Annotated in this window: 8 protein-coding genes; 1 reads left to right on the top strand and 7 read right to left on the bottom strand. The window is 43.1% G+C overall.

All coding sequences use genetic code 11. The features are described from left to right. Positions 1-51: 51 nt before the first annotated feature. The 7 genes from D0T57_RS06355 to D0T57_RS06325 all read right to left on the bottom strand — a co-directional run bounded on the left by D0T57_RS06355 (position 52) and on the right by D0T57_RS06325 (position 11,833). Positions 52-1,503 (bottom strand): glycoside hydrolase family 30 beta sandwich domain-containing protein, encoded by a 1,452-nt coding sequence (locus D0T57_RS06355; RefSeq protein ID WP_163272024.1) that lies wholly within the window; start codon positions 1,501-1,503, stop codon positions 52-54. A gap of 68 nt (positions 1,504-1,571) precedes the next feature. Then, entirely contained in the window at positions 1,572-2,984 is a 1,413-nt protein-coding gene (locus D0T57_RS06350; protein WP_163272022.1) for a DUF5016 domain-containing protein, read from the bottom strand. A gap of 20 nt (positions 2,985-3,004) precedes the next feature. Then, positions 3,005-4,522 (bottom strand): RagB/SusD family nutrient uptake outer membrane protein, encoded by a 1,518-nt coding sequence (locus D0T57_RS06345; protein WP_163272020.1) that lies wholly within the window; start codon positions 4,520-4,522, stop codon positions 3,005-3,007. Positions 4,523-4,534: 12 nt separating this feature from the next. Beyond that, a complete protein-coding gene (locus D0T57_RS06340) occupies positions 4,535-7,462 on the bottom strand; it encodes a TonB-dependent receptor (protein WP_255490520.1) in 2,928 nt (975 codons plus the stop codon). A gap of 352 nt (positions 7,463-7,814) precedes the next feature. Then, the gene (locus D0T57_RS06335) at positions 7,815-9,467 is read right to left on the bottom strand and encodes a DUF6377 domain-containing protein (RefSeq protein WP_163272016.1); all 1,653 of its coding nucleotides are present in this window, start codon (positions 9,465-9,467) and stop codon (positions 7,815-7,817) included. Between the two features lie 191 nt (positions 9,468-9,658). Beyond that, positions 9,659-11,233, bottom strand: coding sequence for an Rne/Rng family ribonuclease (locus tag D0T57_RS06330; RefSeq protein ID WP_163272014.1), 1,575 nt, complete (start codon positions 11,231-11,233; stop codon positions 9,659-9,661). A gap of 324 nt (positions 11,234-11,557) precedes the next feature. Then, positions 11,558-11,833: an HU family DNA-binding protein gene (locus tag D0T57_RS06325; protein ID WP_163272012.1), complete on the bottom strand. Its 276-nt coding sequence runs from the start codon at positions 11,831-11,833 to the stop codon at positions 11,558-11,560. A gap of 156 nt (positions 11,834-11,989) precedes the next feature. On the opposite strand from D0T57_RS06325, the gene mutY reads away from it, so the two are divergent. Beyond that, positions 11,990-13,048 carry an A/G-specific adenine glycosylase gene (gene mutY, locus D0T57_RS06320; RefSeq protein ID WP_163272010.1) on the top strand — a complete coding sequence of 353 codons (1,059 nt, stop codon included), beginning with the start codon at positions 11,990-11,992 and terminating at the stop codon, positions 13,046-13,048. Positions 13,049-13,122 lie beyond the last annotated feature (74 nt).

Here is a 13,122-nt window from a genome sequence, read left to right as displayed (position 1 = left end):
ATAGGAAAAAGAGCCTGCTGTGTATCTTTGCAGGCTCTTGCCAAACAATCTTTATTTGAGTAAAAATGAGGCTACGGCAGCATTTGGTACTGTATATACGAAACGTTTGCCCGTAGTCTGGTCTTTTACTGTCAGGTTGATATTATTGCCCGATTGATTTACGATAACAAGTCCCCGGCTGCCATCAGGATTGCTGAATGCAGTGGCAGTAGCGCCGTCGGGCAGTGTTCCGGTAAACGATGTGCCTATCATTTTCGCCCCGCTGCGGCATACTTTGGCGAAATGACCCAACAGGTAATATTCAAGTTCTCTTTTATAGGTGTCGCCATCTATGGTGACAATTCCCCTGCAATCTTCGCAGAATACGCCGCCGGGAGTTACAGGGCCGTGCTGCGAGTTGAGGGCGATATTGAACATCATATAGTTGCTCGAACCATTTTGGATGCAAGGCACAAGGAAATCGGTAAGGTAGTAGAACATTGTTTCCATCTCGCTACCGGTATTCCATCCGCCGCCCGAAAGTTCGGTTTCGTAGATGCTTTTATCGGGGAAAGCTGTTTTTACGGCATTTATAGCCGAAGGCTTGCCTGCATATCCGTGAAATGCCGTTCCATGTATGTATTGGCTGGCAACAGGGTCGCCCAATACATTGATGGCATAATCGTATATGTCGAAATTGTGGTCGAGAATAAGTATCTTGGTTGTTATCCCGTTTTCGCGGAATTTAGGGCCCAGATGTTTGCCTATAATTTCGGCTTGCTCTTCCCACGACATTTTCATCGACGGGTGTACTCCCGATTCGAAATCGGCTTCATTTTGCAGAGTGATGGCGTCGATAGTGATGCCTTCGGCTTTCATTGCCTGAATATATTTTACAAAGTATGTAGCGTAGTCGTCATATACTTCTGCGCCTTTTAGCGTTCCATGATTTAGTTTCCCTGAGCTTTTCATCCATGCCGGAGGCGACCACGGGCTGGCTATTAGTTTGATATTCTGATTTATAGTTAGTATTTCTTTCAGCACGGGCAACAGGTCGCGTTTATCAATTTCGGGTATAGCGAAATTTTCAATTCCCTCTTTGTCGCAATATGTATATAAATCCATAGAGAAGTCGGATGCACCGATACAGAGCCTCAGGCTTTCGAGCCCTGCTCCTTCTTTCGGGTCGAAAAGGTCTTTGAGTGCTTTTGCCCGGGCTTCGGTGCTCATTTGTTTCAGCAGGTAGGCAGACGAACCTGTAAGTCCTCCTCCAAATCCGTCGATGGTTTGGTGCGTAACCGAAGGTTCGAGCCTTACCACAAGGTCTGTAATGTCGTTTGAGTATTCGATAGGCTGCTCTTTCAGCATATATACTTTCGACTGGGTGGTGAGCCACATTCTCACATCGTTGCCTTCGGTCGAACCCTGCTCTTTGTCTTCGTCGCTGAATCCCGAATCTGTATTGTAGTTGATACAGGATGTAGCCAGAAATATAGATAGTATGGGTATCAGATATTTTTTCATATTATTTTATTCTTTGAGTTTTCCCTCTGCCGTATATAGCAGAGGGAAAGGTTGCTATATGTATTTTCTTATGGTAAAGTGAATTTTTCGGTATGCACTGTCTTTGCAGCAAGGTCGATGGTCATTCTGTAATGTGTATGTTCCATTCCTGCGGCCGAGTCCCAGTTGCCTCCTCCTCCGGGCGAGATTATAGCCTCTCCGGTAAATGTATAGTCATTTGCTCCTTTTTCATTTTCCCAGTTCAGCCCTTCGAAGAACTTGAAGCTTGCATAATCGTCGTGGTCGCCCGGCATATAGAATGTGCCTTGATATACATTGTCGCTTATCTTGCGGAAGAGGATGTAATCGAGCAGGCAATTGGCTCTGCGTTCCCAGTTGGTAGTGGTACGGTGCTTGTCGGGATAGGCGGTGTTTATTACATCTTCGGTAACTTTGGTAGGATATCCCAATCCGAAGCCGACAGCAAACAATACATCAGGGAAGGCTGGTGTAGGCTGGTTGATGATAACCATCTTGCGCACTATATTGTAGTGGATAACCCAGTCTCCGTCTGTGCCGAGGAATTTAACTTCGTTTGCGCTCGTCCTGTCGAAATAGTCAGGGTTGAATACTACATCGAGAGAGGCTAAGTCGCCTTCGAGTCCCAGTTTCTTATTAGCCGTCAGCGGCAGGGTTATCTTCTTGTAGGTTTCGCCATCCATCGTAACATCGGTGAAATCGTCGAGGTTGAGCGTTATGGCATTCGGGTCGAAAGCTTCTCCTGAGATTGTTGTGTTGAACAAATAAGTGTCGAATACAATGCTTTCTATCGTTTTCAGCGATGAATTGGTTGTTGTTATATAATCTCCCGTTTCATCCACCAGCTGGATTGTTCCTCCTGCATAGCCCCATACATGCCCACTATAGTCTATCTGATTGTCGGCGGCGATTTTCTCTGCTATCTTATACCTGATGCTGTTCGACTTCAATAGTATATCTTCCGATTGGTATTTGTCGGTTTTCGCACCCTGAGAGGTGAGTGTAAATACCTGCCCATCGTCGAGAACGGCATACAACTTGTCGAAATAGGTTCTTTTGCCTTTCACACCTGTTATGGTTCCTGTAGTTTTGTCACCTTCCACATTTATCAGAGTGAGTAGTATTTCTACATCGGCATCTTCAGGCAATTCGGCCACATTGGCTACTTTAAATTTTCGCGAAACTTCGGCACTGTTTCCGGCTGTCCTTATTGATTGGGTGGCAACCAGCACGTCGTTTACTATCATTTTCATTTCCAGTGTGGAAAGCGGTGTTGCCGGATCGGATACTTTTGCCGTGATAGTAATGGAATCGCCATAAACGAAAGCCGATGGATTGATAGCCGCCGATTCTATTACCGGAGTTGAGTGGGAAAATACCGTTCTTTCATCTTTTTCTTCGCACGAGGCAAATAAGAAGGTGGCGAGTATTCCGCATATTATTGTTTTATATATGAAATTCATGATTTTAATGCTTTAGATGATTAATAACCCGGATTCTGAACAAGATTTTCGTTCATCTCTTTTTCGCTTTGAGGTATAGGCCATATGAGCCTGTTGTCGTTGAGGCTGCCGGCATATTCGCTTTGATGGTCAGTGCATGCTTTCATTGCCTGAATAAACCTTCCTCTGCGTTTGAGGTCGAACCAGCGTTTTCCTTCTAAAGCAAATTCGAGGCGGTGTTCGTTTTCTATTGCCAGGCGCATGGTTTCTTTCGTGTTGGCTGTAGTGCCTGTAAGCCCTGCCCGGTCTCTTACTATATCTACCAGTTTCTTGGCTTCTGTCAGGTTGCCAAGTTCATTTTCGGCATCGGCTAGTAATAAGATGGCTTCCGGTAGGCGAAACAATACGATATTCGCTGCTTCCTGCGCCCTCATCTTATTCGAGAACGGATATTGGTTTGCTGCCCAGTATTTGTCTGTCCATTTGCCGGTTACGTTGCCGAACCTGATAGTTGCATCGCGGCGTACAACATCGCCTGCATTTGTAAAGGCTCTGTGTAAATCCTGGCTGGGAGTGCAGAATTTCTTCCAATCGAGGCCATATACCATTTGTGCGCCCCAGTTGCCGAGTGTCGACCAACTGTTGTAATCTACTTCGAAGATAGACTCTTTCGAGTGTTCGTTTTTCAGGTTTATATTCGGCAATGTTCCGCTGGCAGGGTTGTCGTCTATGGCAAAGAGGTCGTCGAAATTGTCCAGCAAACCGTAGCGGGTGTCGCTGGTTATCAGTTTGGCGTATTTCTTTACCTGATTCCAATCGGCATTCTGGAAGCCATCTTTGGTAGCATATACCTCAGCTAATTGTAGTCTTACCAATGCTTTTGTAATCTTGAACTTATCGGCCGAATAATCCATTACATTTTCTTCTGCATATTCGAGGTCGTCTATTATCTGGGTATATATATCGCTTATTTCTGCCTGGCTCGGATACAAGAGGGGGTATATTTCTTCGATATTGTCTACACTTATTTCAGGTATATATTGGGTAATCAAAGGTACATGGCCGAAAAGGCGTACAAGGTTGAAATAGGCTATAGCCCTCATAAAATGTGCATCGCCGCTTATTTCTCCCCTGCGTTTTTCGGTCAGGGCGGAGTCTTTTATCTTAGGTATCCACTCAATGATGGTGTTTGCTTTCGATATATGCGAATAAAGGTAGCTCCAGTCGCGGCTGGCTGTTCCGTTCGACGACGACATTCTGAATTCGTCTATCTGCCGGGTCTGGTCTTTGTCTTCTCCTGCATAGGCGTTGTCCGATTGCGCTTCGTTCATTATATATAGGTCGAGTTGCCAGAATTCACTGGCAAAATCACCATAAGCACCTGTCAAAAGCTGTTCCATCTGGGTGGCGGTAGTATATTCGGTTGCATGGTCTTTGTCGCCCGAACCCCAGTTTTCGTTGGTCAGTTCCGAATAGGGAGCTTCGTCGAGGAAGTTACATGCTGCAAGCGACATGCAGGCGATAGCTCCACAGAAGATGTTCTTTATATTGTATTTCATATCGTATGATTTTTAAAAAGTAAGGTTGAATCCGAAAATAAATGTACGGGCTTGAGGATATGTTCCCATGTCGATTCCCAATTGCGCCGCGTTTCCGCTTGTCCAGCTCAATTCGGGATCGTATCCCCTGTATTTAGTCAGCGTAAACAGGTTGTTTACGGTTCCGTATATATTTAGTTTGCTGGCAGCGAATAGCCTGCAGATTTTAGGATCGAAGTTATAGGATAGGGTCAGCGATTTCAGGCGGATGAAAGAACCATCTTCTACAAACCGTGTCGAGGCCCATGAATTTTGCAGGTTTCCTGCTCTTGGCACATCGGTTATCATACCCGGCCGTACCCATCTGTTGAGCACTGTTGTCGATTGGTTTTTCGAATCGAACATACCTTCAGAGTCTATTCGTGTAGCATTGAATATATCGTTGCCGTACGAACCGTTGAAGAATGCACTCAGTGTAAAGTTTTTCCACGACAGGTTGTGTGTAAATCCGAACGTGAAGTCGGGCTGTGCATCGCCTATCACTGTTTTGTCGTCAGGCGTTATCTGTCCGTTGCCATCGAGGTCGCGGTACATGATATCTCCCGTTTCAGGATCGACACCTTCGGAGATGTATCCATAGAAAGAGCCTAGAGGCAATCCTTCTTTGACAATGATAATGTCATCGTTCGTACTTTCTATATTGGCGGTATATATTCTTTTGGTCAAGCCCAGTTTAGAGAGTTTATTCTTGTTGAAAGACATATTTAGGTTGGCATCCCACTTGAAGCTTCCTGTAAGAATTTTTCCGTTCAGGTTAAATTCGAAACCTTTATTTACCATTTCGCCATCGTTTCTCATCGGAAAACTAATTCCTGTAGAGCTAGGCAGTTTGGTTTCGAGTAGCAGGTCTGTTGTCTTTTTGTAGTATGCGTCTATTTCTGCTATCAGGCGCGAGTTGAAGAACGAAAAGTCGAATCCGGCGTTGTACTGCGTCGTTTTTTCCCATTTCAGGTCGCGGTTCCCAAGTTTGCCAGGAGTTACGGCGGGGCCTTCGCCCGATGTTTCTTGTTTGCTGATATTATATTTGTCGTACGAATCGTAACTGCCTATACCACCTTGGTTTCCTATGCGTCCCCAGCCGATTCTCAGTTTTGCATCGTCGACAACATTGGTCAGCGGTTCGAAAAATTTCTCGCTTGAGAAACGCCATCCGGCCGATGCCGACGGGAAGTATGCCCATTTGTGATACAGCTTCGACGAGCCATCGGTGCGGAAGTTGGCAGTAAACAGGTAGCGGCTTTCGTAATCGTACTGAACCCTTGCCAGGTACGAAATCAGTGAATTCCCGTCTTTGGATGTGGTCGCATTATTTATTTTGTTAGCCATATTCAGGGTCATGGTTTCGTATGTAGTGCCTTTCACAAAATCTTCGACCGACATATAGGCATTGTTGTGCCTGTAGCGTTGGAAGGTTGCTCCTCCTACGAAACCGAAGTTGTGGCTTTCGTTGAATTTCTTGTTATACGACAAAATATTCTCGCTTTGCCATGTCAGGTAATCGTCGTCGGCATGTTCGCCTCGCCCGTTGGCCTGGCGTCCGTAACCTGTTTTTATCGGGTCGATAAATTTGTCCCATGTGTGCGATGTGAAGTCGGCAGAGAATCTCGGTTTGAAATGTAAGCCTTCGAGTATGGTGAAGTCCAGTTCCAGATTCCCCATGAAGCGGTATTCTCTGTTTTTGTCGTATGTGTTTGCCTGTGCATACGGGTTTTCCCACGACGACTGGTAGGGATTGGTTGCATACTGGCCGGGATTGTCAACATCCCATATCGGCATCGATGGCGGTGTATTGATGATGGACATGATGATGCCCCCGCGTCCCGAATTGGCGTTGTCGGTAGCATCCATGCGTGTATTGCGGGCGAAGCTCATGTTTGTATTTATTTTCAGCCACGATGTCACTTCCGAGCTTATGTTGCTCCTGAACGAAAATCTGTCGTATTCGGCTGGAGATATGACGCCTTTTTCCTGTTGGTAGTTGCCCGATACATAATAGCTCGTTTTGTCGGTACTGCCCGATACGGATGCCTGATAGTTTTGCTGATATCCTGTGCCGTACATTTCTTTGGCCCAGTTGGTATAATTGTGGTTTGTACGGTCTACGCTTAGCCCGATTTCTTCCATCAGGTTGTAGTACTCTTTTGTATTGAGGGTTTTAATATTTTTGGTGATATTGGAGAATCCGGCATACATCGAAATATCTACCTGAGCCTTTCCTTTCGCTCCTCTTTTTGTGGTAATGAGTACCACCCCGTTGGCGGCGCGGCTACCGTAGATAGCGGCAGAGGAGGCGTCTTTGAGGATCTGCATGTTTTCTATATCGCTCGGCGAGATATTTGAGATATCGTTGGTTATGATGCCATCGACAACATATATGGGGTCGTTGCCGGCATTGAGAGATGTAGCACCGCGTACACGCACCTGTATGCCAACACCCGGTTTGCCCGAAGGCTGTACTACCTGTACGCCGGAGGCTTTTCCTTGCAGGGCTTGCTGAGCCGACATGATAGGCCTGTTTTCCCATTCTTCGGCACTTACACTGGCCACGGCAGTGGTGATGTCGGCTTTGCGCTGGGTGCCATATCCGATGACGATAACTTCGTCTAAAGCACGAGTTTGTTCCTGCATCTTCACATCTATTGTCGATGATGAGGCTTTTATTTCTACTGTGTTAAATCCCAGATAGGTGAAAACCAAGGTCGAATTTTCGGGTACGTTTATCGAATATTTTCCGTCTACATCGGTCATCGTTCCGTTTGTAGTACCTTTTTGTACTACCGATACACCGATGAGGGTTTCGCCTGTAGCGGCGTCGGTCACTGTTCCTGTTATATTCCTGTTATTTTGGGCAAAGGCAAACAGCGGGCACAACATAGCCATTACAAGAAGGATCTTGTACATTGATTTTTTACAAGGTTGCTTTTCTTTACATTTCATGATAATTTAGGTTTAAATAAATCGGTAAATGGAGATTTTTAGATTTTGAAGGCGGGAATATGCCCTCCGTAAGATTCAGTACTGATTTCAGGTCATGGTGCAATTTGTTTTTATTTAGGTATTATACATATAACCGGATGAATTTTTATTTAAGGAATATTGTCCAAAAACTTAATAATTCAAAATTATATGAATTGAATACCCTTACTTTTTTTTGAATAAAAAAAGTAGTGGTTTGTGAGTTTTACACAATTGATTATCAGTCGAATTGTGTTTTTGAAGCCATGAAAAAAGTAGTGGTTTTAATCTTCTCCTATTATCTTTTTTGTTGAAGTATGCCTATATTCATTACCCTCTCTTCAAACTCGTTGCGCGAGACGGCGGCTTTGTTCCTTGCCTTTGTGCGGTAGTTGTAGATTGTACTTAGCGAGTAGCGGAGAAAGCCTGCAATTTTTACACTGTCGGTTATGCCGAGGCGTATCAGTGCGAAAATACGGAGTTCGGTATTGAGCAATTCCCCGGGTTTGAGTATTACCTGTTCTTCTTTTATAAGCAGCGAATTAAAGTCTTCGACGAAAGTAGGGTAGAGGCTCAGGAATATATTGTCGAACTTTTTATACAGTTCTTCGAGTTCGTTGTCGACAATGGTTGTCGATTTCAGCATTTTGAACAGTTCGTCCAACTGGTTGTTCGCCGCTTTTTTGTTGAGAGCCTTGCGGTAGTCTTCCAGTTTGGTGATATAGGCAGAGCATAAGTCGAAAAAATGAGCTATGTATTCTTCCTTCACATGATTCGACTCCGACAGTTCTGTGTTTACTTTATGAAGCAGAGTGTTGGAGTCGCTTATATCTTTATTCAGCTCGGTGAGCTTGACGTTTGTCCTGTACAGCTCTTTTCTGATTCTGGCAACGCGCTTCATCTGTTTGTAAACGTATATTACGGCAATGATGAGGAACAGGGACAGTATGCTGATGAAGATGAGCGACAGTTGCAGCTCTTCTTTCTGTTTTTTCTCCTTTGCCAGATATGCTGTGTTGATGATGGAATAAAATTCGGATATTTCGATGGTACGAAACCTTACATTGCAGAATACGGCATCGTCTATTGCCGACTTTGTGAATTTGTAAGCCATATCTATATCTTCCGACTCGTAGGCGAGCAGTGCCAGGCTTTGCATAGAGGCGTTGTCTTTTATCGAATTGCGGATGTCGGCCAGAGCAGAGAGTGCATAGTAATGTTTTTGCAGTCCGACATTGTGTTTCTTTTTGTAGACGTTTCCCAGCAGATAGGTTATCAGTCCGTAGTCGGTGTCGTCTTCCGGCGTTTTTTCAAGGAGGGTCTGCAACCTTTTTTCTGCTATTTCCAATTGGTTCTGGAAAAGGATTTTCTCGGCATATGATATTTTATATTTTGTAGAATTGGGGTCGATTACGCTTAGCAAAGAGTCGCGGTATGCTTCGTTTATCTGAAAGTATGAATGGCGGCTGTTGCTTTGGGCATAATGCCCGCAAAACTGGCTGTTGGCTTCGAAATAGAGGGGTAGCAGGTTTTCGCTAATGCTACCTCTGTCTATATTGTTTAATATATCTTTTGCTTCTATATACATTCCTGTAGCCGAATATAAAAGTGATAATTGCAACCGGGTTTCAGCCAATAGTTCCATATTGTCGACAGTCAGGGCTAGTTCTCTGTTTTTTTCGGTGTAATAGATGGCAGAGTCGATGATGTATTTCCGGTATTCCTGCGCCAGTTGGGTATTTATGCCGTACTCTTGAAGGACAGATAGGTTCTTTACATTGAGTAGCTGTTCCAGAGCATTTATTTTCTGTCTTTTCTTGTTGTCGTAGAAGGGTTTGTTGTTTATCTCTTTATATAGTTTTATGATTAGGGAATCTTGTTCGTTCTTAGCAAAAGTTGTCTCTACGGAACATATTAATAGGAAGAGCAAAGGGATAAGGTATCTTCTCATATTATTAGAATTAATGTTGCTTGTAAACAAGTTGCAAATTACGTAAAAATAAAATAAATAGGAATAAATTGAGGAGGCATTTGTCTCCCGGATACTGAGTAGGGGTCTTTTTCTACTCATTCTGATATAAAAAAAACTGTGCTGACGTTTATATTTGTCAACACAGCTTTTATTCTTTTCTGTTATTTTTTTTATTTGACCTCAAATTCCTGTTTCATATCTATTTCTTCTTTATCCTTATCGTAGAAGTGATATTCCAAAAAGGCAAGGTCTTGGTTCGGTATTATTTTTATACCCATACTATACCTCCATCTCCATTTCCATTTCAGAGGGATGAGGCCTTTGTTTATAAATGCTGCAACATATGGATGTACGTGCAGGTAAAATTTCTTCACATTTAGTTCTCTTACCAGATAGCTGATTTTCACTCGCAGAGTGTCGGTAAACAATATCGATGGCCTGATTTCTCCTTTTCCGAAACATGTAGGGCAGGTTTCGGTTGTAGATATTTCCATTTCGGGACGTACCCTTTGGCGAGTGATTTGCATCAGTCCGAATTTGCTCAACGGCAGGATATTGTGCTTTGCCCTGTCTGCCGACATAAGTGTCTGCATCCTGCTTACCAACTGACTGCGGTGTTCTCCATCAGTCATATCTATAAAGTCGATTACGATAATGCCCCCCATGTCTCGTAAGCGTAGTTGCCTTGCTATTTCTTCAGCTGCGGCAGAATTTACTTCCCATGCATTGTTTTCTTGTCCGGCTTCGGGATTTTTCGAACGGTTGCCACTGTTGACGTCTATTACATGCAGAGCTTCGGTATGCTCTATTATCAGGTAAGCCCCATTGCGGAAAGTCACAGTCCGCCCAAAAAGAGCCTTTATTTGTTTGGTAACAGCAAAGTTGTCGAATATAGGAAGTTCCCCGTCGTATAGCTTTACGATACTCTTCTTTTCGGGAGCTATAAATGTTATATAATCCTTTATCTGGTTTGCTGTATCTACGTCGTTTACGTGTATCTCCTGAAAACTGGGATTGAATACATCGCGTAGAAGACCGACAACACGCCCTGTCTCTTCGAAAATAAGCGTGGGCAGTTTACTTTTTTGTATTTTGGGAAGATTGTCGTCCCATCGTCTGATCAGTGTTTTCAACTCGGTATCGAGATCGGCAACTTTCTTGCCTTCGGCAACGGTTCTGACTATTACACCGAAGTTTTTGGGTTTAATGCTCTGTATCAGTTGACGCAGACGCGCCCTTTCTTCTTTCGACTTTATTTTTTGCGAAACAGATACTTTGTCATTAAACGGGATTACAACAAGGAATCGTCCTGCCAGGGACAATTCTGCTGTTAGGCGGGGGCCTTTGGTCGATATGGGTTCTTTGGCTATTTGTACAAGTATTTCCTGCCCAGGCTTTAATATATCGCTTATCGAGCCGCTTTTCTGTATATCAGATTCCAGCTTTAGTTTCGATATATTCGGAAATTTTTTCTTGTCGGCCAGAGCTTGCTTGTAGAACTTATCGACAGAATTGAATTGTGGTCCGAGATCTAAGTAGTGAAGAAAAGCGTCCTTTTTGTATCCTATGTCTACAAAAGCAGCATTTAGTCCCGGCATAAGTTTTTTTACCTTGCCGGCATAGATGTTGCCCACCGCAAAAGATGCGTCGGTGCCTTCTTTTTGTAGTTCTACGAGTTTTTTGTCCTCCAGAACTGCAATAGAGACTTTGTCGGGCTTTACATCGACTATAAGTTCGCTATTCATAACTACATTTTATAATTTCGATAAATATAAGATTTGATTAATAAACAAATCTCAGTGTGTAGAAGTTTTGTCTCCCCGGGAGACTATTTTCTTATAAATACACAAAGAACAAACTTAGAAATTGTTTAATCTATAAGTTTGTTCCCGTATATTTCTCTTCAAAAGAAAGAGAATAGACTTATTTTTTCTTTTTGTGTCTGTTTTTTCTCAGTCTTTTTTTGCGCTTGTGCGTAGACATTTTATGTCTTTTTCTTTTTTTTCCGCTTGGCATGTCGTTTATATTTAGTAATTAATAATTATGGTTTCAATTTGTTCGGTGACGAATTATTTTCTTACCTGAATAACAAAAGTTTTAGCTGGTTTGAAAGCAGGTATTGAATGCGCAGGGATAATGATAGTAGTGTTCTTCGAAATGTTACGCGCAGTCTTTTGTGCCCTTGTTTTTACGATAAAACTACCGAATCCTCTCAGATAAACATTTTCTTCTTTGCTCAAAGAGTCTTTCACTACATCCATGAATGATTCAACTGTCTTCAATACAGTGACTTTATCTATACCTGTATTCTTCGCAATTTCGTTAACGATATCAGCTTTAGTCATTTTCTTATTTTTTTAAATTCTAAACAATTAATTTTTTGGACTGCAAATATATAGCTTTTTATTTACCTTTGAAACAAATAAATCTCATTTTTTTTAATTTGCTTAAATTTAACAGGATAGAGAATTGGTTTAATTAATTGTTCGAATCGACTATAGATGCATGAAGGAGACGCTTTGCGGCTGAGCCGCATACTTACCCGCTGGTACGAAATAAACAAAAGGGATTTGCCTTGGCGGCAGACAAACGATCCCTATAAAATATGGATGTCTGAGATAATATTGCAGCAGACCCGTGTAGATCAGGGTTATGCTTATTACAACCGGTTTGTGGAAAAATATCCCACTGTAACCAACCTTGCCGGGGCTACGGAAGAAGAGGTGCTTAAGCTCTGGCAGGGCTTGGGTTACTATAGCCGGGCGCGCAATCTGCATGCTGCGGCGAAAGAGATTGTGGATAGGTATAAGGGCATATTTCCTATAGGGTATAAAGATGTGTTGTCGCTGAAGGGGGTAGGCGAATACACTGCCGCCGCCATTGTTTCCTTTGCTTATAACGAGCCATATGCTGTAGTAGATGGTAATGTTTACAGGGTGTTGTCGCGTATTTTTGCCATCGAGGAACCGATAGATAGCAGTAGGGGGAAAAAGGTTTTTGCACAATTGGCGCAAGGGTTGCTGGATAAAGACAATCCGGGCATTCACAACCAGGCTGTTATGGAATTTGGCGCATTGCAATGCGTTCCGGTATCTCCCGATTGTGCGAAATGTCCTGTCGTAGATTTTTGTTTAGCCCATGCGCAAAATAAGATCAGCCGGTATCCCGTAAAGCAGAATAAGACGAAAACACAAAACCGCTATTTCAATTATCTGGATATCCGGATAGGCGATGATATGTTTCTACACAAGCGCGAGCAAAAAGATGTATGGCAAAATTTGTACGAGTTGCCTTTGATAGAAACCGAAAAAGCCCTTGCTTGGGAAGAATTGGCAGAAAACGAGGTCTTTAGAGGGTTGTTTTCGAAAAGCTCGGCGGTGAAAATCTCGAAAGCTTTTGAGATAAAGCATGTGTTGTCTCATCAGGTGATCTATGCGGTGTTTTACCGGATAGATACAGATAATGCTTTATTGGATGAAAAATATCTGAAAATAAAACTTGCTGATGCAGATCGTTACCCTGTGTCGAGGCTGGTTCATAAATATTTAGAAAAACTGTAATTAAATCCCGGCAATATATTTGTGTGAAAAGCAAAAGGGCTTAACTTTGCGTAGAGACTTAACGACAAAATAGA

This window comes from Dysgonomonas sp. 511 (assembly GCF_010501105.1).
GTDB lineage: Bacteria > Bacteroidota > Bacteroidia > Bacteroidales > Dysgonomonadaceae > Dysgonomonas.
Note: the sequence above shows the minus strand (reverse complement) of the source record. Positions and strands in the feature narration are given on the sequence as shown.